Source organism: Roseicella aerolata (genome assembly GCF_020523605.1).
Classification (GTDB): Bacteria; Pseudomonadota; Alphaproteobacteria; order Acetobacterales; family Acetobacteraceae; genus Paracraurococcus; species Paracraurococcus aerolatus.
On the sequence record NZ_JAJAQI010000016.1, the window covers coordinates 51,792 to 72,846 of the forward strand.

18 protein-coding genes and 3 tRNA genes are annotated in these 21,055 nt (G+C 70.2%); 9 read left to right on the forward strand and 12 right to left on the reverse strand.

Annotation, left to right across the window (positions count from 1 at the left end):
* Positions 1-7: 7 nt before the first annotated feature.
* The 9 genes from LHA35_RS12235 to LHA35_RS12275 all read right to left on the reverse strand — a co-directional run bounded on the left by LHA35_RS12235 (position 8) and on the right by LHA35_RS12275 (position 7,907).
* A complete protein-coding gene (locus LHA35_RS12235; RefSeq protein WP_226608553.1) occupies positions 8-376 on the reverse strand; it encodes an NADH-quinone oxidoreductase subunit A in 369 nt (122 codons plus the stop codon).
* Positions 377-615: 239 nt separating this feature from the next.
* Positions 616-692: transfer RNA gene (locus tag LHA35_RS12240), tRNA-Asp, on the reverse strand.
* Positions 693-862: 170 nt separating this feature from the next.
* Positions 863-934, reverse strand: a tRNA-Val gene (locus LHA35_RS12245).
* Positions 935-1,036: 102 nt separating this feature from the next.
* The gene (locus LHA35_RS12250; RefSeq protein ID WP_226608554.1) at positions 1,037-1,309 is read right to left on the reverse strand and encodes an HU family DNA-binding protein; all 273 of its coding nucleotides are present in this window, start codon (positions 1,307-1,309) and stop codon (positions 1,037-1,039) included.
* 204 nt (positions 1,310-1,513) lie between these two features.
* Positions 1,514-3,928, reverse strand: coding sequence for an endopeptidase La (lon, locus tag LHA35_RS12255; protein ID WP_226608555.1), 2,415 nt, complete (start codon positions 3,926-3,928; stop codon positions 1,514-1,516).
* A gap of 166 nt (positions 3,929-4,094) precedes the next feature.
* Positions 4,095-5,351, reverse strand: a complete 1,257-nt coding sequence (clpX, locus tag LHA35_RS12260) for an ATP-dependent Clp protease ATP-binding subunit ClpX (RefSeq protein ID WP_226608556.1) — start codon at positions 5,349-5,351, stop codon at positions 4,095-4,097.
* Positions 5,352-5,612: 261 nt separating this feature from the next.
* Positions 5,613-6,257 (reverse strand): ATP-dependent Clp endopeptidase proteolytic subunit ClpP, encoded by a 645-nt coding sequence (gene clpP / locus LHA35_RS12265; protein WP_226608557.1) that lies wholly within the window; start codon positions 6,255-6,257, stop codon positions 5,613-5,615.
* A 182-nt stretch (positions 6,258-6,439) separates the two neighbouring features.
* Complete coding sequence (gene tig, locus LHA35_RS12270) at positions 6,440-7,786, reverse strand: trigger factor (protein WP_226608558.1); 1,347 nt, start codon at positions 7,784-7,786, stop codon at positions 6,440-6,442.
* Positions 7,787-7,822: 36 nt separating this feature from the next.
* Positions 7,823-7,907: transfer RNA gene (locus tag LHA35_RS12275), tRNA-Leu, on the reverse strand.
* Positions 7,908-8,052: 145 nt separating this feature from the next.
* Here LHA35_RS12275 and LHA35_RS12280 point away from each other — a divergent pair.
* Complete coding sequence (locus LHA35_RS12280) at positions 8,053-8,982, forward strand: tetratricopeptide repeat protein (protein WP_226608559.1); 930 nt, start codon at positions 8,053-8,055, stop codon at positions 8,980-8,982.
* 160 nt (positions 8,983-9,142) lie between these two features.
* Here LHA35_RS12280 and LHA35_RS12285 read toward each other — a convergent pair whose 3' ends face one another.
* Positions 9,143-11,428, reverse strand: coding sequence for a 1-deoxy-D-xylulose-5-phosphate synthase N-terminal domain-containing protein (locus LHA35_RS12285; protein WP_226608615.1), 2,286 nt, complete (start codon positions 11,426-11,428; stop codon positions 9,143-9,145).
* 468 nt (positions 11,429-11,896) lie between these two features.
* Here LHA35_RS12285 and LHA35_RS12290 point away from each other — a divergent pair, with 468 nt between their 5' ends.
* Positions 11,897-13,426 (forward strand): hypothetical protein, encoded by a 1,530-nt coding sequence (locus LHA35_RS12290; protein WP_226608560.1) that lies wholly within the window; start codon positions 11,897-11,899, stop codon positions 13,424-13,426.
* A 48-nt stretch (positions 13,427-13,474) separates the two neighbouring features.
* Here the strand turns inward: LHA35_RS12290 and LHA35_RS12295 are convergent, their stop codons facing one another.
* Complete coding sequence (locus LHA35_RS12295; protein ID WP_226608561.1) at positions 13,475-14,929, reverse strand: malonyl-CoA decarboxylase domain-containing protein; 1,455 nt, start codon at positions 14,927-14,929, stop codon at positions 13,475-13,477.
* A 63-nt stretch (positions 14,930-14,992) separates the two neighbouring features.
* Positions 14,993-16,426 carry an NAD(P)H-hydrate dehydratase gene (locus tag LHA35_RS12300; protein ID WP_226608562.1) on the reverse strand — a complete coding sequence of 478 codons (1,434 nt, stop codon included), beginning with the start codon at positions 16,424-16,426 and terminating at the stop codon, positions 14,993-14,995.
* Positions 16,427-16,911: 485 nt separating this feature from the next.
* On the opposite strand from LHA35_RS12300, the gene LHA35_RS12305 reads away from it, so the two are divergent.
* The 7 genes from LHA35_RS12305 to LHA35_RS12335 all read left to right on the forward strand — a co-directional run bounded on the left by LHA35_RS12305 (position 16,912) and on the right by LHA35_RS12335 (position 21,048).
* Positions 16,912-17,283, forward strand: a complete 372-nt coding sequence (locus LHA35_RS12305) for a hypothetical protein (RefSeq protein WP_226608563.1) — start codon at positions 16,912-16,914, stop codon at positions 17,281-17,283.
* A gap of 273 nt (positions 17,284-17,556) precedes the next feature.
* Positions 17,557-18,195 carry a ParA family partition ATPase gene (gene parA / locus LHA35_RS12310; RefSeq protein WP_226608564.1) on the forward strand — a complete coding sequence of 213 codons (639 nt, stop codon included), beginning with the start codon at positions 17,557-17,559 and terminating at the stop codon, positions 18,193-18,195.
* A 109-nt stretch (positions 18,196-18,304) separates the two neighbouring features.
* Positions 18,305-18,499 carry a hypothetical protein gene (locus LHA35_RS12315; protein WP_226608565.1) on the forward strand — a complete coding sequence of 65 codons (195 nt, stop codon included), beginning with the start codon at positions 18,305-18,307 and terminating at the stop codon, positions 18,497-18,499.
* Entirely contained in the window at positions 18,490-18,693 is a 204-nt protein-coding gene (locus tag LHA35_RS12320) for a hypothetical protein (RefSeq protein ID WP_226608566.1), read from the forward strand. The genes LHA35_RS12315 and LHA35_RS12320 overlap by 10 nt, the downstream gene beginning before the upstream one ends.
* A gap of 488 nt (positions 18,694-19,181) precedes the next feature.
* A complete protein-coding gene (locus LHA35_RS12325) occupies positions 19,182-19,610 on the forward strand; it encodes a GNAT family N-acetyltransferase (protein ID WP_226608567.1) in 429 nt (142 codons plus the stop codon).
* Positions 19,607-20,038, forward strand: coding sequence for a GNAT family N-acetyltransferase (locus LHA35_RS12330; protein ID WP_226608568.1), 432 nt, complete (start codon positions 19,607-19,609; stop codon positions 20,036-20,038). Before LHA35_RS12325 ends, LHA35_RS12330 begins: the two co-directional genes overlap by 4 nt.
* 35 nt (positions 20,039-20,073) lie before the next feature.
* Positions 20,074-21,048, forward strand: coding sequence for a zinc-binding dehydrogenase (locus tag LHA35_RS12335; RefSeq protein ID WP_226608569.1), 975 nt, complete (start codon positions 20,074-20,076; stop codon positions 21,046-21,048).
* The last annotated feature ends 7 nt before the right edge of the window (positions 21,049-21,055 follow it).

A 21,055-nucleotide genomic window follows, 5' to 3' on the forward strand; every position in this document is an offset into this window, starting at 1 on the left:
CGGGCCGTCACTCCCAGTCCAGGGCGCCCTTGCGCCATTCGTAGATGAAGCCAACCGTCAGAACGCCCAGGAAGGCGATCATCGACAGGAATCCGAACCAGCCGATCTCGCCGAGCGCAATGGCCCAGGGGAAGAGGAAGGCGACCTCAAGGTCGAAGATGATGAAGAGGATCGCGACCAGGTAGAACCGCACGTCGAAACGCCGGCGCGTGTCGTCGAAGGGCTCGAAGCCGCATTCATAGGCCGAGAGCTTCTCGGCATTCGGCTTCTGCCGGGCCAGCAGCAGGCTGCCGCCCACCATCGCCGCGGCGATCCCCCCGGCGATCGCCAGGAAAACCAGGATCGGGAAATACTCTGCCAGCAGAGGCTGGGTCATCGTTGCTCCGCCCTTCGTGGCGCCGCATCGGCCCTGGCGGACCAGCGGCGGGCCTCGCCCCGACAGATGCCGCGGCGCAGCGCGGGCGGACATTAGCCGTGCCCTGCGCGCTTCGCATAGAGGGGTGCGCGCCCTACTCAAGACCGAGGTGGTGATTTTTTTGCAGAACGAAAAGGGGGTAAAATGCGGCAAAGGCGCCGCTCCCAGGTGGGAGCGGCGCCTTTGCTGAATCCGACGCATGGCGCGAGTGACGGGGCTCGAACCCGCGACCTCCGGCGTGACAGGCCGGCGCTCTAACCGACTGAGCTACACCCGCTTGCGACGTGGCGGGGGTATAGGGCCGCTCGCAGGGGGCGTCAACGGGGTGCCGCCGGGCAGGCGCCCATGAACCGCGATCGGGCAGAGGAGTCGGGCGCCACGGCTAGGCGACAGGCGCCCTGGGCGGAGCGGCAGCGGCGACAGGGCCAGGGTGATCGACGCAGCGAATGGGCGCTGAGGGATTCGAACCCCCGGCATCTTCGGTGTAAACGAAGCGCTCTACCGCTGAGCTAAGCGCCCATACCGCACGGCGGCCGAGAATGCGCTCAATCTCGGACAAAAAGAAAGGGCCGACGTTGCCGCCGGCCCATTTCCTGATCCTGCCCCCCTGAAGCTCGCCGCTCAGTTCACTGCGTCCTTCAGGCCCTTGCCGGCCTTGAAGCGCACCGTCGTGGTCGCAGCGATCTTGATCTCCTCGCCGGTGCGCGGGTTGCGGCCCTTGCCGGCCTTGCGCTTCGAGGTCGAGAAGGTGCCGAAGCCGACGAGCCGGACATCCTGCTTTTTCTTCAGGGATGTGGTGATCGCCTCGAAGACCGCATCCAGGACATCGCCCGCCTTCGCCTTCGGTAGATCGCCTGCTTCGGCGACGATGGCGATGAGATCCTGCTTGTTCATGCCTGCCCCCCTACCCCGGCAAAAACACCGGGTATGCCCGGATGATCCGGGCAGGAAACCGGAAGCGACTGTAGGAGGCGCGATTTTGGCACGTCAATGACGCGGCCCGGCCAAGATGGCGGCGATCCGCCGCTCCCCAGGGTCTCGTGGCGGCAGCCCGGAGATCCGGGGCGGGCGAACCCGCCCCGGTTCATGCATGAACGGTCAATGTGGGAGAGCGGGCTTCCCGGCCTCGCCATCCGTCGCACGCGGCGCCGGCGGCTCGGGCGGCTCCTCCCAGGCGATCGCCTCGGGCTTGCGCACGAGAGCGCTCGCGATGACCTCGTCCACATGCGAGACGGGGATGATCGTGAGCCCCTTCTTCACATTGTCCGGGATGTCCGCCAGGTCCTTCTCGTTGTCCTTCGGGATGAAGACCGTGGTGGTCCCGCTGCGCAGCGCCGCCAGCAGCTTCTCCTTCAGCCCGCCGATCGGCAGTACGCGGCCGCGCAGCGTGATCTCGCCCGTCATCGCCACGTCCTTGCGCACCGGGATGCCGGTGAGGACGGAGACGATGCTGGTCGCCATGGCGATGCCGGCGGAAGGCCCGTCCTTCGGCGTCGCACCTTCCGGCACGTGCACATGAAGGTCGCGCCGCTCGAACAGCGTCGGCTTGATGCCGAAATTGGTCGAGCGGGAGCGGACATAGGACATGGCCGCGCTGACACTCTCCTGCATCACGTCGCCGAGCTTGCCGGTGTGCTGCACCTTGCCCTTGCCCGGGACCATGACGCTTTCGATCGTTAGGATCTCGCCGCCCACTTCGGTCCAGGCCAGGCCGGTGACCACGCCGACCATGTCCTCGGACTCCGCCTCGCCGTAGCGGAATTTCCGCACACCGGCGAATTTGTCGAGGTTCTTGACGGTGATCTGGACCTTCTTCGCCTTCTTCGAGACGATCTCGCGCACCGCCTTGCGGGCCAGGCCGCCGATCTCCCGCTCGAGGTTCCGGACGCCGGCCTCACGCGTATAGTAGCGGACCAGGTCGCGCAGCGCGTCCTCGCTCACGCTCCACTCGCCCTCCTTCAGCCCGTTCGCCTCGGACTGCTTCGGGATCAGGTGGCGCTTCGCGATCTCGACCTTCTCATCCTCGGTGTAGCCGGGGATGCGGATGATCTCCATCCGGTCCAGCAGCGGCTGCGGCATGCGCAGGCTGTTGGCGGTCGTGACGAACATCACGTCCGACAGGTCGTAATCGACCTCCAGGTAGTGGTCGGCGAAGGTCGCGTTCTGCTCCGGATCCAGCACCTCCAGCAGCGCGGAGGACGGATCGCCGCGCCAGTCGGCGCCGAGCTTGTCGATCTCGTCCAACAGGAAGAGCGGGTTGGAGGTCTTCGCCTTCTTCATGCCCTGGATGACCTTGCCGGGCATGGAGCCGATATAGGTCCGCCGGTGGCCGCGCACCTCCGCCTCGTCCCGCACGCCGCCGAGCGACATGCGCACGAAGTTTCGGCCGGTGGCCTTGGCGATCGACTTGCCGAGCGAGGTCTTACCGACGCCGGGCGGGCCGACGAGGCAAAGGATCGGACCCTTGATCTTCGGCGAGCGCGACTGCACCGCCAGATATTCGATGATCCGCTCCTTGACCTTCTCAAGGCCATAGTGATCGGCATCGAGCACCTTCTCCGCCTCGACAATGTCGTTGCGGACCTTGCTGCGCTTCTTCCAGGGTATCGAGAGGATCCAGTCGAGGTAGTTGCGCACCACCGTCGCCTCGGCGCTCATCGGGCTCATGGTGCGGAGCTTCTTCAGCTCGGCCATGGCCTTCTCGCGCGCATCCTTGGACAGCTTGGTGGCCTTGATCTTGGCCTCCAGCTCGGCGGCCTCGTCCTTGCCGTCCTCGCCTTCGCCCAGCTCCTTCTGAATCGCCTTGAGCTGCTCGTTCAGGTAGTACTCGCGCTGCGTCTTCTCCATCTGCCGCTTCACGCGGTTCCGGATGCGCTTCTCCACCTGCAGGACGCCGATCTCGCTTTCCATATGGGCGAAGACCCGCTCGAGCCGCGCGGCGGTGCCGGCCGTCTCGAGCAGCTCCTGCTTCTCGGGGATCTTCAGCGAGAGATGGGCGGCAACCGTATCGGCCAGCTTGTTCGGGTCGTCGATCTGGTTGATCGAGACCAGCACTTCCGGCGCGATCTTCTTGTTGAGCTTGATGTACTGCTCGAACTGGCCGACCACGGTGCGGGCCAGCGCCTCGGTCTCAGAGGCGGCGGCGGCCGGCTCCTCAAGCGCGGTCGCATAGGCCTCGAAATGCGACTGCGTCTCCTTGAAGCCGGCGATCCTGGCACGCCGGCCGCCCTCGACCAGCACCTTCACGGTGCCGTCCGGCAGCTTCAGCAGCTGGAGAACGGTGGAGACCGTGCCGACATCATACAGGTCGTCGGCACCGGGATCGTCCTGCGCGGCGTTCTTCTGGGCGACCAGCAGGATCTGCTTGTCGTCCCGCATGACCGCTTCCAGCGCGCGTACGGATTTCTCGCGACCGACGAAGAGCGGCACGATCATGTGCGGGAAGACGACGATGTCGCGGAGCGGCAGGACGGGAAGCAGCTCGCCGTGGAGTGTTTCGGGCTTATCCGCCATTGTGGACCTCGCTGAGGGACAGTCGACGCCTGGGACACCCGATCGCGGCATGTCCCATGGCGTCACGGGATTGCGAAAAGAGATGGGGACCCGGCGATCCCCCACAACCCCTTGAAAACCGGGCGGCCGAGCAGCGGCCGCTCCGGGCGTCGATTCGGAACGTGCGTCAGGCCGAGCTCTGCTCGGCCGCGCGCTCGCCATAGATGAAGAGCGGCGTGGCGCGTCCTTCGGCCACTTCGCGGTTCACCACCACCTCGTCCACGTCGTCCATGCCGGGCAGGTCGAACATGGTCGAGAGCAGGATCGATTCCATGATGGAACGCAGGCCGCGCGCGCCGGTCTTGCGCTGGATGGCACGGGTGGCCACCGACCGCATGGCGTCCTCGGTGAAGGTGAGCTTGGTCCCCTCCATCTCGAACAGCCGCTGGTACTGCTTGACAAGGGCGTTCTTCGGCTTGGTCAGAATCTCGACCAGCGCCTTCTCGTCCAGGTCCTCGAGCGTCGCCACCACCGGCAGGCGGCCGATGAATTCGGGGATCAGGCCGAATTTCAGCAGGTCCTCCGGCTCCACTTCGCGCAGCACCGCGCCGGCGCGGCGCTCATCCGGGCTGCGCACCTCGGCGCCGAAGCCGATCCCGCTGCCCTTGCCGCGGGCACCGATGATCCGCTCGAGCCCCGCAAAGGCACCGCCGCAGATGAAGAGGATGTTGGAGGTGTCGACCTGCAGGAATTCCTGCTGCGGGTGCTTCCGGCCGCCCTGCGGCGGGACGGAGGCGACCGTGCCCTCCATGATCTTCAGCAGCGCCTGCTGCACGCCTTCGCCGGACACGTCGCGCGTGATGGACGGGTTGTCCGACTTGCGGCTGATCTTGTCGACCTCGTCGATATAGACGATGCCGCGCTGCGCCCGCTCCACGTTGTAGTCGGCGGCCTGCAGCAGCTTGAGGATGATGTTCTCGACATCCTCGCCCACGTAGCCGGCCTCGGTCAGCGTGGTGGCGTCCGCCATGGTGAAGGGGACATCGAGGATGCGGGCCAGCGTCTGGGCCAGCAGCGTCTTGCCGCTGCCGGTCGGGCCGAGCAGCAGGATGTTAGACTTCGCGATCTCGACGTCGTTGTTCTTCGCGCCATGCGCCAGCCGCTTGTAGTGGTTGTGCACGGCCACCGAGAGGACCCGCTTTGCATGGTCCTGACCGATGACATAGTCATCGAGGACCTTGCAGATCTCCTTCGGAGTCGGCACACCATCGCGGCTCTTCACGAGGTGCGTCTTGTGCTCCTCGCGGATGATGTCCATGCACAGCTCGACGCATTCGTCGCAGATGAACACGGTGGGTCCGGCGATGAGTTTGCGGACCTCGTGCTGCGACTTGCCGCAGAACGAGCAGTAGAGGGTGTTCTTCGAGTCGCCGGACTTGCTCATGGGCACTCCGCCTGGATGGGCCGGCCGGGCCGCTCGCGCCTTCCCGACAGGAAAGGCGCGAGCGGTCCCGGCCCCTCCCCCCGTTAGCCGAGGGGGGACCTTGGATGAAACTCTAGCCCCCCTGTCACCGGGGGGGAAGCACGACGGAAGCTCCGGCCCCAGCCGGCAGCCCGCCGGACCGGCAACATCCCGTCAGGATGGCACCGGGGGCACGCTGCCGCTGGCGCGGCGGGCGGGGTGGCGGTCAGCGCCGTCCCCGGCTCAGGCCTTGGTCTCGGCCCCGGGCGCCGCCGGCCGCTGCTCGACCACCTGGTCGATCAGGCCGAAATCGCGGGCCTCCTCGGCCGACATATAGGTATCGCGCTCCAGCTTGCGCTCGATCGCCTCGATGGGCTGACCCGTGTGTTTCACATAGATCTCGTTCAGCCGCTGGCGCAGCTTCAGGATCTCGCGGGCCTGGATCTCGATATCGGTCGCCTGCCCCTGGGCACCGCCGGAGGGCTGGTGGACCATGATCCGGCTGTTCGGCAGGGCGAAGCGCTTGTCCTTGGCACCGGCGCAGAGCAGGAGCGAGCCCATGGAGGCCGCCTGGCCGATACAGACCGTGCTCACGGGGGACCGGATGTATTGCATGGTATCATACATCGCGAGGCCGGAGGAGACCACGCCGCCCGGGCTGTTGATGTAGAAGGCGATGTCCTTGTTCGGGTTCTCGCTTTCCAGAAACAGCAGCTGGGCGCAGATCAGCGAGGATACCTGGTCGAAGACCGGCCCGGTCAGGAAGATGATCCGCTCCTTCAGCAGGCGCGAATAGATGTCGAAGGCCCGCTCGCCCCGCGCCGTCTGCTCGACGACCATCGGAACCAGGGTGTTGTTGTAGACCTCGACCGGATCACGGTCCCGCATGGTGCAACCTTTCACTCTCTACCAGCCCGCCGGGCCGGAGCCCGGGGGAGCAGGTGGCCGGGGCGGCCACCCCGCCCGATGGCCAGACCTGCCTCAACCAATGTGGGGCAAGGTCGGGGCCGCCGGAAGTCCCCGCCATTCGGCGGGGGTGCCCGGCTGGTTGCCGCCGGGGCTTGCCCCGCTCAGGCCGCCGCCGGCGCGGTCAGCTCCTCCGGCGACACCTGCCGGTCGGTCACCTGGGCCAGTTCCAGCATGAAATCCACGACCTTCTCCTCGAAGACCGGGCTGCGGAGGTTTTCCGCGGCCTGGGGGTTCTTGCGGAAGAACTCCATGACCTGCTGTTCCTGGCCCGGGTACCGGCTTGCTTCCTGCCGCATGGCCCTTGCCAGTTCGTCACCACTCACGGAGATGTTGTTTGTCCGGCCGATCTCGGAGAGCAGCAGGCCGAGGCGGATCCGGCGCTCCGCGATGCCGCGGTACTCCGCCTTCAGCGTCTCCTCGTCCTTGCCCTTGTCGTCCTCGTCGAGGCGCCCGGCCTTCAGGTCCTGCTCCACCCGCTGCCAGATCTGCGCGAACTCGGCCTCCACCATGCCCGCCGGCACGGGGAATTCGGCGCGGGAGGAGAGCGCATCCAGCAGCGCCCGCTTCACCTTCAGCCGCGCGAGCTGGTCGTATTCCTGCTGCAGGCTGCCGCGCACGGCCTCCTTCAGGGCGTCCAGCGTCTCGAAGCCGATGGACTTCGCCATCTCCTCATCCGCCGGGGGGACGATGGAGCGCTTCAGTCCCTTGGCCGTCACCGTGAAGGTCGCCTTCTTCCCGGCCAGCGCCTGGGAGCCATACTCCTCGGGGAAGGTGACCTTCACCTCGCGCACATCGCCGGTATTCATGCCGACCAGTTGCTCGGTGAAGCCCGGGATGAAGCCCGGCCCGTCCACCTCGACCGGCATGTCGGTCGCCGTGCCGCCCGGGAAAGCCTCGCCCGGCCCCTCCTCGCCCTCGGCCGGGTCGAGCCGCCCGACGAAGTCGCAGACCAGGATGTCACCCTTCTCGGTCGCCTTCGGCTCGGTGACGTCCTCAAGCTTGCGATTGCGGGAGGCAATGGTCTCCAGCGCCTTCTCCACCTGCTCGTCCGAGGGCTCGGCCTTCAGCCGCTCCACCGCAATCCCGGCGAAGTCCGGCATCGGGATCTCGGGCAGGATCTCCAGCTCGACCTTGAACTCCAGGTCTGCCTCGGGGGCGAAATTCACCAGCTCGATCTTCGGCTGCAGGGCCGGGCGGAGGCCGCGGTCGGTGACCACCTGGTCGGTCGCCTTGTTGACCGATTGCTCCAGCACCTCGCCCATCACGGCCTGGCCGTAGCGCTGCTCGACCACCTTGGCCGGCACCTTCCCTGGGCGGAAGCCGGGCAGGCGGAGGTCGCGGCCCAGCTCGGCCAGGCGCTTCTGGCGCTCGGCCGCGATGTCGCCCGCGGGGACCACCACCGTATAGGCCCGCTTCAGCCCCTCGTTCGCGACCTCGGTCACCTGCATCGTATCGTTTCCATCAGCCCAGGAAGGCGGACGGCCTGGTGCGGGCGGAGGGACTTGAACCCCCACGGCTTGCGCCACTGGAACCTAAATCCAGCGTGTCTGCCAATTCCACCACGCCCGCGCGGCCAGCCCGCGGTATCGAAGAGGGCGCGTGTAGCGCAGAGCCGGCGGCTTTGAAAGGAGGGGCCCGGCGCCGGCGCCGCCGGCTCGGAAACCGGCAAGGATTCGCGGCTTTGCCTCCCGGACTGCCCGTACCGGGAGCGGACATGGCCATCATCTTCGAGGACGACCACCTGCAGGTGCTGCACGCGCCGGGGACCTCGCCCTATGCCGTCGCCAGCTTCAACGCCCGCGACCAGCGGGCGAACGGGCGGGATTTCTGGGCCCGGGTGCTGGCCGATCGCTACGGCGTGGAATGCGTCGGATTCGTTACGAAAGGCCCCAACTGGTTTCCCGCCGCCTCCATGGCGGCTGCCGCGACGGCATTGGCGTCACGCCGGTCGAAGCCCCTGCTCGGCTACGGCCACAGCATGGGTGGCTATGCCTGCCTGCGCTATGCCGCGCTGCTCGGGCTGGAGGGTGGCATCGCGAGCGCACCCCTGCTCTCCATCGCCCCCAACCACCGCTTCGACGACCTGCGCTACGCGGCGGATTACGATCCCCTGTTGCACCGGGACATGCCGATCCGGGCGGAGCACCTCGCGGGCCGGCTCATCCTGGCCTACGACCCGCGCTTCCCGGCGGACCGGCAGCATGCCGAGGCGATCCTCCATCTCTCGCCCAGGGTCGAGGCGCTGCCCCTGCCCCATCTCCGCCACCGCGCCGCGCTGGCGCTGAAGCCGGCCAGCGTGCTGCTGCCGGCCTTCGAGGCGATTCGTTCCGGTGTCAGCCTTGCACCGGTCAGGGTGTCGGCCCGTCGCAATGCCCGGGCGCAGCCGCTCTATCGCATCCATCTCGCCCGGGCCCTGCTGATGTCCGGCCGGGCGGCCACGGCCCGCCGCCTGCTGGAGGCCCTGGCGGAGCCGCTGGAGGCCGATGCGGCCCTGGAGCGCCGGCTCTACCTGGCGCGGGCCTGCGCCCGGACCGGAGCGGTGCCCGAAGCCGTCGCGCTCCTGCAGGAGCTGGTGGGCCGACGGCCGGAGAATCCGGCCTACCGGCATGAGCTGCACCGGATCCGGAGCCTCCGGGCGGCTTGACCCGGTGGCGGATCGCGGTCCGCCCTGCCCCTGCCCCTGCCCCTGCCCCTGCCCCTGCCGCGACGGCGCGGCGCGTTCCGGCATCACGGCCGCCTGCCAGCCGATGGACGCTGCCGCTCGCGGACCGGGCTGCCTGGCGCCGGCCCGCCGCCACCCGGTCTCAGGTGCCGAGCAGGGCCTGGGCACAGGCATCCAGGATCGCGTCGGTGTCGAGGCCGTACTCCCGGTAGAGGTCGGGGATGTCGCCCGCTTGGCCGAAATGGTCCACGCCAAGGGGCACCACGCGCTGGCCGCGCACCGCGCCCAGCCAGGCATGCGCCGCCGGGTGGCCGTCCAGCACCGTCACCAGCGCGGCATCCGGCGCCAGCGGCGCCAGCAGCGCCTCGATCCAGGAGGGCGCGCCGAAGCCCGCCCGCGCCTTCCGCCGCGCCGAGAGCCATTCGGCATGCAGCCGGTCGGCCGAGGTGATGGCGAGCAACCCGGCGCCCGGCTCGTCCTCCCGCAGCGCCTCGAAGGCGGCCATGGCCTCCGGCGCGACCGGCCCCTGATAGGCGATGGCGATGCGCGCCCCGGGGGCCGGCGGCACCATCCAGTGTGCGCCGGCGATCACCGCCGCCGGGTCGAGGCTGCGCTGCGGCTGCTCCAGCCCGCGGGTCGAGAGCCGGAACCAGACGGCGCTGCCATCCGGCTTCTGCATGTGCTCGAAGCCCCAGCGCATGAGGATGGCCAGCTCATCGGCGAAGGCCGGCTCGTAACTGGCCAGGCGGTCCTGCGCGATGCCGATCAGCGGCGTATTGACCGACTGGTGCTGCCCGCCCTCCGGCGCGAGCGTCAGGCCGGACGGCGTGCTCACCAGCATGAAGCGCGCATCCTGGTAGCAGGCATAGATCAGCGCATCGAGGCCGCGATTGACGAAGGGGTCGTAGACCGTGCCGACCGGCAGCAGCCGCGCCCCGTAGAGATCATGCGCGAGGCCGAGCGCGCTCAGCAGCAGGAAAAGGTTCTGCTCGGCGATGCCGAGCTCGATATGCTGCCCCTCCGGGCTCATGCCCCAGCGCTGGGCGCTGGCCAGCTTGGCATCCCGGAAGACGTCGTTCTTGAGGTGCCGGTCGAAGATGCCGCGCCGGTTCACCCAGGGGCCGAGATTGGTCGAGACCGTCACATCCGGGCTGGTGGTCACGATCCGCCTGGCGAGCTGGGCCGCCTCGCCCTGGCCACGGCCGAGCTCGGCCAGCACCTCGCCGAAGGCGGCCTGGGTGGAGAGTTTGCGGCCGGCCGGCACCCGCGGCACCGGGAATTGCGCCATGGGCACCGGCACGGGCGGGGCGGTCAGGCGCCGGCCTTCCGGCGCGATCGGCGTCGCGAACGGCACGCCCTCAATGAAGGCCTGCAGCTCCGCCTCGGGGATGTCGAGCCCCTCGAAGCGGTCCCATTCGTGGCCGTCGCGGATGCCGAGCTCCTGCCTGAAGCTCGCCATCTGCTCCTTGGTCATCAGCCCGGCATGGTTGTCCTTGTGCCCGGCGAAGGGCAGGCCCATGCCCTTGATGGTATAGGCGATGAAGCAGGTCGGCTGGTCGCCGGCAGCGTCCTGGGCGCGGAAGGCCTCCAGCAGCGTCGCCACGTCATGGCCGCCCAGATTGGTCATCAGGGCGCCGAGCTCCTCATCGGACATGGGATCGATGATCGCCCGGATCCCGTCCTCCCGGCCCAGATCGGTCAGCAGCGCGCTGCGCCAGGCGGCGCCGCCCTGGAAGGTCAGCGCCGAGTAGAGGCTGTTCGGGCAGTCATCGATCCAGCGGCGCAGCGCCTCCCCCCCCTCCCGCGCGAAGGCGGCCTGCAGCCGGCGGCCGTATTTCAGGGTGACGACGTTCCAGCCCATGTCGCGGAACAGGCCCTCGATCCGGCCGAAAAGCCGGTCCTGCACCACGGAATCGAGGCTCTGGCGGTTGTAGTCCACCACCCACCAGACATTGCGGATATCGTGCTTCCAGCCCTCCAGCAGGGCCTCGTAGATATTGCCCTCGTCCAGTTCGGCGTCGCCGACGATCGCCACATGCCGGCCGGCCGGAATCTCGGCCCGGCCGAGGCCGTGCAGGCGGACATAGTCCTGCACCAGGCTGCCGAAGCTGGTGAGCGCGACGCCGAGGCCGACGGAGCCGGTGGAGAAATCCACCTCCGCCCCGTCCTTCACGCGCGAGGGATAGGGCTGGATGCCGCCGAACTGCCGCAGCGTCTCCAGCTTCTCCCGCTGCTGCCGGCCGAACAGGTAACTCACCGCATGGAAGACCGGCCCGGCATGCGGCTTGATCGCCACCCGGTCCTGCGGCTTGAGGATTTCGAAATACAGCGCCGTCATGATGGAGATGACGGAGGCGCAGGAGGCCTGGTGGCCGCCCACCTTCAGCCCGTCCCGGTTCGGGCGGGTGTGGTTGGCGTGGTGGATCATCCAGGCCGAGAGCCAGAGCAGCTTGCGTTCGATGGCATGCAGCTGTCGCAGGCGCGCGGCCTCGGGGTTGCGGTCGTCCGGGGCGGTTGCCGCATCGGGCCCGCTGCTGGTCAGGACGTTCACCCTCTCGTCTCCACCGCTTGGTTTGGCTGGCATGTGGCCCCTCCGGCGGGGATGCGGCAAGGGCCCGGGCGGCCAGCCAGTGCGAAATCAAGGCTGATGGGGCTTCCACTCCCCGCCAGACGCTGCCCTGCGGCCGGCAGTCGGCACCGGCCCAGCGCCGTTCAGCGCTCCCAGCCCCACCAATGGAAGCCCTTGCATGGATGCCTCCGTCATCCGCGAATTCGCCGCTCCGGCCCAGGCTTCGCTCATTCCGATCAAGTCATTGTTAGTATTACGACATGTCGTGGCCGGGCTCGTACTACGCCGCTATGGTCCGGCGCGGCATTTCGACGGAGCACGCCCCGCATGCGACATCCCGGCCTGTTGGTGCGCCTCCTGCTCGGCACGCTCATTCTGGCCGCCCCGGCCTTCCTCAACCGCCAGCCGTTGCTCTACGAAGACATCTTTGCCTATTTGCGCGGGCCTGCGGTCCTCTCGCTCCAGCTTGGCGGGCCGCGCTTCGAGAACAGCTGGTCGAGGGTGCAGACGCCGCTCGCCGCCCCCACAAGTGAGGCCGCTGCGGGCCAGGCTGGCGCGCCGGCCACCATGCCGGCACCACCGCCCAAGGCGGAGCGCGATGTCGAGGCAGGCCGATCGATCTACTGGGGCAGCCTCGCCTATCTGAGCTGGCTTGCCGGCGGCTTCTGGCTGCTGGTGGTGCTGCAGGCGGCGATCATCGCCTGGCTGCTCGACCTGCTCCTCCTCCGCTGCCTTCGCCTCGGACCCGGCTGGTATGCCGGGACGCTGGTCGCGCTGCTGCTGCTCTCACCTCTGTCGTATTATATCGCCTACGTCATGCCGGACCTCTTCGCGGGGATCGTCATCCTCGGCGCCGGGCTGCTGGTCGCCTTCTGGCGGGACCTCCGCCAGCCGGAGCGTGCCGTCCTGCTGCTGCTGGTCGCCTTCGGCGTCGCGGCGCATGGCAGCCACCTCGCCACGCTGATCCTGCTGCTCGTCGCCGGCACCCTCGCCGCGCTGCTCCGCCTGACGCCGGCGCCGCGCCGCGCGCCCCTGATCGCCCTGGCCGCCTGCGTTGTCATGGGGATCGCTGCGGAGCTGCTCTTTGCCCAGGCGGTGCGCCTCGCCCTCGGCCATCCGCCGCTCCGCCTGCCGCACATGACCGCCCATCTGATCGAGCTGGGCCCCGGTCTCGACTATCTCCGCCAGCATTGCGGCCTGGGGGCGCCCTTTGCGGTCTGCACCTATCTCGACCGGCTGCCGACCGACTGGATCTCCTTCCTGTTCGAGAGCGATCCCGCGCGCGGCGTCTTCGGCGTGGCGGATGCCGCGACGCGACGGCGCATCTCCGAGGAGCAGGCACGCTTCCTGCTCGCCGTCCTGGCGCATGACCCCTGGGGCACCATGCTCGGCCTCGCCGCGGACGGGTTGCGGCAGGTCGTCACCTTCGACCTGGACGACATCCTCTACACCCCGAAGCGGCTGGACTTCTTCGCCACCTATTTCCCGGCGGAACTGGCGCAGGGCAGCACCACGACCTTGCTGCAGACCCGTCCCTGGATCCCGCCGCTGCACCAGGCGGTGATCTACGCCGCCGCGCCGCTCGCCGCCGGGGCCGCCGGCTTCGCCCTGCTGCGCCCGGGGCCGGCGGTCCGCGACCCGGCCTGGGGGCAGGCCGGGATCCTGGCCCTGATCGTGGTGGCCGGGCTGCTGGCGAATGCGGTGGTCTGCGGCGTGCTCGCCTCGCCCTATGGCCGGTTCCAGGCCCGGGTCGTCTGGCTGCTGCCGATGGTCGCGCTGGCGCTGATGGCGCTTCGGGCCCGCAGCCTGGCCCGGCTGCGGGTCCGGCGGGGGCGTGAAGCCCTGGGCCCGGCCTGATCACGGGCGGCCAGCCGCCCCGCCCATCAGGGCGGGGCGGGCGACCGCCTACTGCCAGCCTTTCACCAGCCGGCGGATCGCCGCGGCCGCGGGGCGCCGCCCCTCGCCCACATAATCCTCGTGGTGCTCCTCGATCCGCGCCGGGTCATAGAGGTAGTTCACCATCAGCCCGGCGCTCTCCTTGAGCCCCTTCTCCGAGATATCGCCGCGCCAGTTCAGCCGCTCCACCCGCGCGCCGTTCGAGAGGTGGAAATGCGCGACCGGGTCCCGCGCCCGCTTCGGGTGGCGCGGCGAGGCTTCCTGCAGCAGGTAGCCGGCGCAGAGCCGGGTCAGCACCGGCTCGAGCGCCTTCGCAACCGCCTCCTCCCGCAGCCAGCCGCGGCGGGCCAGGACGCGCAGCAGCGTGTCGGAGGGGTGCTCGGCCAGCACCAGCGCGCTCGCCGCCCCGGCGGCCGCCGGCACGGGTAGCGAGGCCGGCGGCGGGGCCGCGGCGCGCAGGGCAGCGGCTTCCTCCTCGGTCAGCAGCGGGCGGTCGCGCTCCGCCGCGCGGGCCTGCAGCCAGCGCGTGAAGCCCGGAATGGGCGAGAGGGTGGCGAAATTCTTCAGGTTCCGCAGTTCGCCCCCCAGCAGCGCCACCACCCGCTTGATCAGAAAATTGCCGAAGCTGATGCCGTCCAGGCCCCGCTGGCAGTTGTTGATGGAATAGAAAATCGCGGTGTCCGCCTGAGTGGGGTCGAGCACCGGCGCCTTCTCGTCCAACAGGCGCTGCACGCTGTCCGCCATGCCCTTGACCAGCGCCACCTCGACGAAGATCAGCGGCTCCTCCGGCATGCGCGGGTGGAAGAAGGCGTAGCAGCGCCGGTCGCTGTCCAGCCGGTTCTTCAGGTCCCGCCAGGTGCGGATGCGGTGCACCGCCTCATAGCGCACCAGCTTTTCCAGCAGCGCGGCCGAGGAGTTCCAATCGATCCGCCGCAGCTCCAGGAAGCCGACATCGAACCAGCTCGCCAACAGGCCCTTGAGGTCGGTCTCCAGCGCCTGCAGCAGCGCATCGCCCTGCATCACCTGCAGCAGCTCGTCCCGCAGGTCGACCAGGAACTTCACCCCGTCCGGGATGGTGGTGAACTGGGTCAGCAGCCTGACCCGTGGCGGCTCCAGCGCTCGCCGCAGCGCCGCCTTGGCCGAGGCGCGCTCCGCCGCATCGCGCGCCCGTGCGGCGCGGTCGATCGCCGCCTGCATCGCGGCCTCATCGGAATCGAAGGCGGCCAGCGCCCGCAGGAACTCCGTGCGCCCCGCCAGGTCGAGGGCCAGATAGTCCTGGGCCAGCCGGGCCGCGCGGTTGCGCGCCGAGACCTCGCCGCCGCGGCCTTCAAGGCAGGCGCGCATCTGGTCGGTGATGCTCTCCGTCTCGCCGCCCGTCACCCGCTCGGCCATGTCGCGCCACAGGCTGGTGACGCGCCGGAGGGCGCGGTCGAAAAGGCCGGTTTCCAGGGCGAGGTCGGACATCGCGAGGCTCTCCGGGACACTGTCAGAAACGTGGTGAAACCTTGTGCGATTTCGAGGCCGGAGTCAGTTCACGCGCGCGGTTTCGAGCGCGCGTGGCAGCAGCGTGATCAGATCCTCTGCAACCAGACCGGGTCCATGCCGGCGCGCCGCCTCCCCCTGCGCCCAGGCGCCGCAGCAGGCGGCCTCGAAGGCCGGCATGCCCTGCGCCAGCAGCGCGGCGATGGTGCCGGCCAGTACATCGCCCGTGCCGCCGGTGGCGAGGCTCGGCGGTGCGTTGTCATTGATGGCGGCGCGGCCATCCGGCGCGGCGATCACGGTATCGGCGCCCTTCAGCAGGACCACCGCGCCGGTCGTCGCCGCGGCGGCGCGGGCGGCGGCGAGGCGGTCCGGCCCTACCGGGCCGAAGACACGGGCGAACTCCCCGGCATGCGGTGTCAGCACCGCCGCCCCTGTCAGGGCCGCGGGCGCGCCGGCGCAGGCGGTCAGCGCCCCGGCATCGGCCACCACCTGCCGCCCGGCCTCGATCAACCTGCGCAGCGCGGCGCCGGTTGCCGCATCGGCCGGCTGGCCCGGGCCGATCAGCCAGGCGCGCCGGCGCTCATCGGCCAGCAGGGAATCGAGCCCCGCCTCGCTCACGATCGTCCCCGGATCGCCGGCGCGATAGAGCGCGGCGGCCGCAGCGTCGGGGGCCGCGATGGTGACCAGCCCGGCCCCCGCCCGGTGCGCCGCGCCGGCGGCGAGCCGCGCCGCCCCGGTCATCTGCGCCCCGCCCAGGATGGTGAGGTGGCCGCGGCTGTATTTGTGCGAGTCGGGGCCGGAGGCCGGCGGGCGCCACGGACCCGGCGCGTTGCGGAAGGCGCGGGGTGCGACCTCGGCCAGCACGGCATCGGGCAGCCCGATATCGGCGAGGATGGTCTCGCCGCACAGCGTCCGGCCCGGCAGCAGGAGGTGGCCGGGCTTCAGGCGGAAGAAGGTGACGGTCAGCCCCGCCTGCGGCGCGAAGCCGCGCGGCTGCCCCGTCCCGCCATCGAGGCCCGAGGGCACGTCCACCGCCAGGAGCGGCGCCCGGATGGCGCCGAGCGTCTCCGCCACGATCCCGTCCACATCGCGCGCCAGCCCGGCGCCGAAGACCGCATCGATGACAAGCCCGGCGCGCGCCGCCTCGGCCGGGGAGAAGGATGCCATGGGCCCGCGCCAGGCCGCGGCCGCGAGCGCCGCGTCGCTCCCCGGCCGCGGCGGGGCGAGCGCGGCGACCGCGACCGGCCAGCCCGCCTGCTCCAGCAGCCGCGCCGCGACATAGCCATCGCCGCCATTGTTGCCCGGGCCGGCGAGCACCAGGCTGCGCACCGGACGGAATCGGCGCAGCGCCGCCCGCGCCACCGCCCGGCCGGCCGCCTCCATCAGGCGGATGCCGGGAATGCCGCGGGCGATCGCCAGGGCGTCGGCGCGGCCCATTTCCTCCGGGGTCAGCAATTCCAGGCGTTCCGGCTGCGGCATGGCGGGGCCTCCTCGGCGCGCAGCCTAGGCAATGCCCGGGAGGTTTGCGCCCCATGAAAACCTGCCGGGTGCCCCGGGCCAGGAGCCCGCCACCGCGAGGCACGCTGCTTCCCGCCGCCATGCCTCTCTGGCGGTCTCCATGGGCCGCCAGCCCCATCCCCATCCCCGCGCCCAGCAGCACGACACATGGCTGCACCGGGCACCCGTGCCCAGGTGGTGGCTCGCCATGCCCTGCTGATGCCCTGCGTCCTCCATCGGGTACCGCGCGCATCCGGGGTCAGGCAGGTGGCGGAGGACGGGGCGGCGAACCCGGCTGCCCGCCGCGCGCTTTGCCAGGGGCCTGCCCCCGCCGGACGCAACCGCCGGAAGCGACGATTCGGGAACAGGCCACGGAGACCATCGGCTCCTGGACCCGGAACCGCAGGCGCCACGCGGTGGCAGCCCTGTGGTTCCGGGCATGTGCCGATCCATACCGGGGGACGCCCATGCCGCGCCTGTCGCTTGCCGTCATCATTCCGCCGGCCCTGCTGGCCATTACCCTTGTGCTTTTCATTCGGAGTTGGACCGCGGAGCCGCCGGCCGGTCCGCCACCGCCCACCACCGCGGCGATGCGGGAGCAGCAGGGCCTCGCCGCCGCCGGTTCGGATGTCGGCGGTCAGGGCCTGGCCGCGGGCGGCCTTGGCATGGCAACCGGCAACCAGGTGCAGCAGCCCGCGGCCAATGCCGCCCTGCCGCCGGGCGAGATGAACCCGGTTCCGGCCGGCACGCCCGACCTTGGCGTACCCGGCAACCCGCCCGCCGCGGCGACGCCGACCGCGCCCTCGGGCGAACCGGCCCGCGCCCCGGGCGGCGGTTGAGCCTCGCGTCCAAGGCCGTGCGGCATCGGATCGGGTCGCCCCCCGATCCTGTTGCTGGCCAGCCTGGGAAGGTGCTTGCCCGGCGGGGCCTTGCACCCGGCCAGGGTATCGGCCCGCCGGGTCTCCTGCTGCCCCTGGCCTTGGCCCGGCCAGCCTGGCCGAGGTCCGGCGACGCGCGCCCGAGGCTCCACCCCTTCGATTCCGCCGCCTGAGTGGGATCCCCTCAGCCGTCATTTGCTCTAGCCTCCACATGGCAGGGGCGGAGTCGCGGACATGGCCTTCGTGGTGGCGGTGGCGCAACAGAAGGGGGGCGCCGGGAAGTCGACCGTGGCGGCCAATCTCGCCGCCGCGCTCGCCGCCGAGGGGCACAGCGTCGCCCTGCTGGACACCGACCCGCAGGCCTCCCTCGCCCGCTGGCACGAGGAGCGGGTGAAGCAGGGGGCGAAGGCCCGGCCCCTCGCCTTCGATACCTCTTCCGGCTGGCGCGTGCCCGCGACGCTCGACCGGCTGCGCCGTGCGCATGACTTCGTCATCCTGGACACCCCCCCGCATGCCGAGACCGAGGCGAAGGTCGCGATCCGCGCCGCCGATCTGGTGCTGATGCCCCTGCAACCCTCGCCGGCCGATTTCTGGGCCTGCGAGGCGACGCTGAAGCTGGCGCAGGAGGAGAGGCGGCAGGTCGCCGCGGTGCTGAACCGCGCCCCTGCGCAGGGAAGGCTGAAGGCGACCGTCCTGGCTGCGCTCGGGCAGAAGGGCGTGCCTGTGCTCGATCAGGCGATCGGCAACCGGGTGCAGTTCGCCAATGCCTTCCTGGACGGGCTGGCGGTGACCGAGGCGGCGCCGAGGAGCCCGGCCGCCGCCGAGATGCGCGCCGTGGCGGCCGAGATCATGGCCATCACGCGCCGAAGGTAATATGGCGCCCCGGAGGCGGGAACGCCCCCGGCCGGCAACACCATGGCTCGCCAGCCGGGAACACGATCCAATCGGACAAGGGGCCGGGATGCTGGGAAATCTGTTGTACATGCTGCACGTGCTGGGCGCCGTGCTCTGGGTGGGGGGCATGGCCTTCGCGCTGCTGGCGCTCCGCCCGGCGCTGGGCGCGCTGGAACCGCCGCAGCGCCTCGTGGTGCATGAGGGCGCGCTGCGCCGCTTCTTCCTGATCGTCTGGATGGTGGCTTCCGCGGCGCCGGCTGGCATGTGCATGCCATGCACCTGACGGCGCTGATCATGGCCGGCATCTTCGTCGCCCTCTTCACCGGGCCGTGGAAGGAGTTCCGCGCTGCCCAGGCGGCGGGCGACCGCGCCCGGGCGGCGCAGGCCATGGACCGGGTCCGCCAACTGGTGAGCATGAACCTCGTGCTCGGCCTGCTGACCGTGGCGGTCGCGGCCTGGGGACGGTTCGGCGGCTAGCGCGGATCGCGGAGGGGCATGAACGCCCCGCAGCGTGAATCTGCTCTACAAACAACGACCTGCAGCGGATTGGCGTTCAATTTCAAACGCAATCCGCTGTAGCGCGGATCGCGGACGGGCGTGAACGCCCGGGAGCGTGACTCTGCTCGGAACACAAGGAGCCACAGCGGATGGGCGTTCGGATATGAACGCCTGGGCGCATGCATCCGCTCGAGGGAGGGCGCCTGCCAGCGGGTCGCGGCGCGGCGGGGGTGCCAGGGCCACCCCCCTGCCCCGCTCCGGCCGGACCCTTCGGCGGAGGAGCGTCCGGACCGCGGCGCAATCCGCCTGCCGCCGCGATTTGCGCCCCTGGCAGGAAAGCGGGAGCATGCGGCATCCCGTTGCTCCAGGCGGGAAGCGGCGGTGCGCGCCGTGATCCATCAAAGGGCAACTCCCCGGCTGCAACCTGCTTCTCAGGGCGAAACCGGGACCAGGACATCCGGAGGCACATGAGCGTCGGCGGCATCGAGATCAGCGAGGACGACTACCCGGAGATGGAGGCGGTGGCCGCCATCCAGCGCGGGCTGCACGCCTTCAACCAGGAAATGGGCGGCCCCTATGACCGGGAGCCGGTCACCGTCCTGGCGCGCGACGCGAACGAGACGGTGCGCGGCGGCCTGCTCGGCCTCACCTACTGGAACTGGCTGTTCATCGACTGGCTCTGGCTGGCGCGCGACGCCCGCGGCCAGGGGCTGGGGAGCGAATTGCTGCGGCGGGCCGAGGACATCGCCCGCCGGCGCGGCTGCACCGACGCCTATACCGATACCTTCAGCTTCCAGGCCCCCGGCTTCTGGGAGCGGAACGGCTATCAGGAGTTCGGCCGGCTGGACCACATGCCGCGCGGCCATGCCCGCATCTGGTTCCGGAAGACGCTGTGACGGAAGGCCTGGCCCTGGAGGTCACGGCCGAGCCCGCGGAGGCGGACCGGCATGCGGTCGGCCGCGGCCTCGGCGCCTATAACCGGGCCGCCTATGGCAGGCTGGCGCGGGAGGAGCGCTGGATCCTCGCGCGCGACGCGGCCGGCGCGGTGCAGGGCGGCGCCCGCTGCGAACTGGCCTGGGGCTGGGTCTATGTGGACTGGCTCTGGGTGGCGGAGGGGCGGCGGCGGCAGGGTCTCGGCGCCCGGCTGCTGGCGGCGGCCGAGGCGCTGGCACGGGGGAATGGCTGCCTCGGCGTTCATCTGAATACCTGGAGCTTCCAGGCGCCGGATTTCTACCGCAAGCAGGGCTATGCCGAGGTCGGGCGGGTCGAGGACATGCCGCCGGGCGCCGCCCGCTACTGGTTCGCGAAGCGCTTCCAGGCTTAGCTCGCCCCCCTGAAGCGAGAGGGGGAGCAAACGCCATGAAAGCCGCCATCGTCACCGAATCCGGGGTGCAGGTGAAAGACGTGCCGGAGCCGCAGCCGGCCCCGCATGAGGTTCTGGTCCGCGTCCGCGCCGCCGGGCTGAACCGCGCCGATCTCGGCGTCGCCGCCGGCCATGCGCATGGCCGCATGGGCGGGCCCGGCACCATCATCGGGCTGGAATTTGCCGGCGAGGTCGCGGCGGTCGGGTCCGAGGTGCCGGAGTCCATCCGCCCGGGCATGCGGGTGATGGCGAGCGGCTCCGGCGGCTATGCCGAATATGCGGTGGCGGACTGGGGCCGCTGCACCCCGGTGCCGGATGCCAATATGGGCTGGGTGCAGGCGGCGACCCTGCCCGTCGCGCTGCAGACCATGCATGACGCGGTGGTGACCAATGGCGGGCTGAAGGCGGGCGAGAGCATCCTGATCCAGGGCGCGAGCTCGGGCGTCGGGCTGATGGGCATGCAGATCGCGAAGCTCATGGGCGCGAAGCAGGTGCTCGGCAGTTCCACCAATGCGGCGCGGCGGGCGAAGCTGGCCGAGTTCGGCTGCGACCTGGCCATCGACACCAGTGATCCCGCCTGGCCGGACAAGGTGCTGGAGGCGACGGGGGGCAAGGGCGTCGAGGTCATCGTGGACCAGGTCTCCGCAAGTGTCGCCAACGGCAACCTGCGGGCCTGCGCCATCCTCGGGCGCATCGTGAATGTCGGGCGTCTCGGCGGCAGCAAGGGCGAGTTCGACTTCGACCTGCATGCGATGCGGCGCATCTCCTATATCGGCGTCACCTTCCGCACCCGCAGCCTGGAGGAGGTGCGGGAGATCAACCGGCGCATGCGCGCGGATCTGTGGGGCGCGGTGGAGGCCGGGAAGCTGCGGCTGCCGATCGACCGGACCTTCCCGCTGGCCGAGGCGGCCGAGGCGCTGGCGCATATGAAGGCCAATGCGCATTTCGGGAAGATCGTCCTGGAGTGCTGATGCCCTC

Coding starts and splice junctions, on each gene's coding strand:
- LHA35_RS12290 (WP_226608560.1), top strand. CDS start 11,897: ATGCGACATCCCGGCCTGTTGGTGCGCCTCCTGCTCGGCACGCTCATT.
- LHA35_RS12235 (WP_226608553.1), bottom strand. CDS start 376: ATGACCCAGCCTCTGCTGGCAGAGTATTTCCCGATCCTGGTTTTCCTG.
- clpP (WP_226608557.1), bottom strand. CDS start 6,257: ATGCGGGACCGTGATCCGGTCGAGGTCTACAACAACACCCTGGTTCCG.
- LHA35_RS12280 (WP_226608559.1), top strand. CDS start 8,053: ATGGCCATCATCTTCGAGGACGACCACCTGCAGGTGCTGCACGCGCCG.
- LHA35_RS12300 (WP_226608562.1), bottom strand. CDS start 16,426: ATGCCGCAGCCGGAACGCCTGGAATTGCTGACCCCGGAGGAAATGGGC.
- LHA35_RS12305 (WP_226608563.1), top strand. CDS start 16,912: ATGCCGCGCCTGTCGCTTGCCGTCATCATTCCGCCGGCCCTGCTGGCC.
- LHA35_RS12295 (WP_226608561.1), bottom strand. CDS start 14,929: ATGTCCGACCTCGCCCTGGAAACCGGCCTTTTCGACCGCGCCCTCCGG.
- clpX (WP_226608556.1), bottom strand. CDS start 5,351: ATGAGCAAGTCCGGCGACTCGAAGAACACCCTCTACTGCTCGTTCTGC.
- LHA35_RS12325 (WP_226608567.1), top strand. CDS start 19,182: ATGAGCGTCGGCGGCATCGAGATCAGCGAGGACGACTACCCGGAGATG.
- LHA35_RS12250 (WP_226608554.1), bottom strand. CDS start 1,309: ATGAACAAGCAGGATCTCATCGCCATCGTCGCCGAAGCAGGCGATCTA.
- lon (WP_226608555.1), bottom strand. CDS start 3,928: ATGGCGGATAAGCCCGAAACACTCCACGGCGAGCTGCTTCCCGTCCTG.
- LHA35_RS12285 (WP_226608615.1), bottom strand. CDS start 11,428: ATGATCCACCACGCCAACCACACCCGCCCGAACCGGGACGGGCTGAAG.
- parA (WP_226608564.1), top strand. CDS start 17,557: ATGGCCTTCGTGGTGGCGGTGGCGCAACAGAAGGGGGGCGCCGGGAAG.
- LHA35_RS12335 (WP_226608569.1), top strand. CDS start 20,074: ATGAAAGCCGCCATCGTCACCGAATCCGGGGTGCAGGTGAAAGACGTG.
- LHA35_RS12320 (WP_226608566.1), top strand. CDS start 18,490: ATGCACCTGACGGCGCTGATCATGGCCGGCATCTTCGTCGCCCTCTTC.
- LHA35_RS12315 (WP_226608565.1), top strand. CDS start 18,305: ATGCTGCACGTGCTGGGCGCCGTGCTCTGGGTGGGGGGCATGGCCTTC.
- tig (WP_226608558.1), bottom strand. CDS start 7,786: ATGCAGGTGACCGAGGTCGCGAACGAGGGGCTGAAGCGGGCCTATACG.